1 protein-coding gene is annotated in these 1,440 nt (G+C 67.6%); it reads left to right on the top strand.

Annotated features, from left to right (window positions below):
* On the top strand, positions 1 to 1,440 hold a 1,440-nt coding region (locus AC1DYI_RS35510; protein WP_477208794.1), incomplete at both ends, for a non-ribosomal peptide synthetase.

Below are 1,440 nucleotides of genomic sequence, written 5' to 3'. Positions count from 1 at the left end.
CGCCAGCGGCGCGAGGTCGAAGACCTGATCGGCTTCTTCATCAACACCTTGGCGATCCGCGTCAACGTGGCGGACGCGCCGACCGTCGCTGTGCTGCTGGAGCATGTCAAGGCCGACACCTTGGCCGCCTACGCGCACCAGGACCTGCCGTTCGAGCAGGTCGTCGAGGCCATCAACCCGCAGCGCAGCCTGAGCCACAGCCCGCTGTTCCAGACCATGCTGACGGTCAACAACACGCCGGCCGCCGGCGAGCTGTTGCTGCCGGGCCTGCGCCTGCGTTCGTTCACGTCCGACCGCGTCGTCAGCCACTTCGACACCTCACTGACGCTGATGGAACTGAACGGTGTGGTCAGCGGCAGCATGGTCTACGCGACGGACCTGTTCGAGCGCTCGACGATCGAGCATCTGCTGGCGCGCTTCGAAGGTGTGCTGGCGGCGATGGTGGCCGATGAGTCGGCCAGCGTGATGCAGCTGCCGTTGCTGTTGCCTGGCGAGCGTGAGCGTCTGGCGATGTGGGTTGATGGTGGCGCGGCGAGTTATCCGCGTGAGCGGCTGATCCACGAGCTGATCGAGCAGCAGGCAGAGTTGCAGCCAGACGCACCGGCGGTGCTGCACGAAGGCAAGTCGCTGAGCTACGGCGACTTGAACCGCCGCGCCAACCAGGTCGCGCACCGGCTGCTGTCTCTCGGCGTTAAGCCCGGCGACCGCGTGGCGCTGTGCGTGGACCGCGGCCTGCCGATGATGATCGGGTTGCTGGGCATCTTGAAGGCTGGCGCGGGCTACGTGCCGCTGGACCCGACACAGCCGGTCGGGCGCTTGGTGCAACTGCTGGACGACTGCGCGCCGGTGGTGCTGCTGACCGAAGACGCGGTGCAAGACGACCTGCCCGCGCAAGGCCTGCGGCCGGTGGTGGTGCTGGACGACGACCCGCTGCTGGCCCGCCAGCCGCAGCACGACCCGAGCGTGGCCGGGCTGACGTCGTCGTACCTGGCCTACGTGATCTACACCTCGGGTTCGACGGGCATGCCTAAGGGCGTGATGGTCGAGCACCGCAACGTGCTGAACCTGTGGCAGGCGCTGGAGCGCACGGTGTTCGAACAGATCGACCCGCGTTCGCGCTTCGCGTTGAACGCGGGCTTCACCTTCGACGCGTCGGTCAAGGTCATCGCTCAGTTGATGGCTGGCCACTGCCTCGTCTTGGTGCCGACCGAGGTGCGCGCCGATGGCGCTGCATTCGTCGACTGGCTGGAGCAGAACGAAGTCGACGTGTTCGACTGCACGCCAGCGCAGCTGGAGATGATGTGCGAGGCCGGGCTGCTGGAGCGGCCGGCTTGCCGGGCGAAGACGGTGTTGATCGGCGGCGAGGCGATCGGTGCGTCGCGCTGGCGTGCGCTGCAGGCGGCGCAGTTCCGCGCGTTCAACCTGTACGGCCCACGGCCC

This window comes from Ideonella sp. P3_A4 (assembly GCF_056403075.1).
Note: the sequence above shows the minus strand (reverse complement) of the source record. Positions and strands in the feature narration are given on the sequence as shown.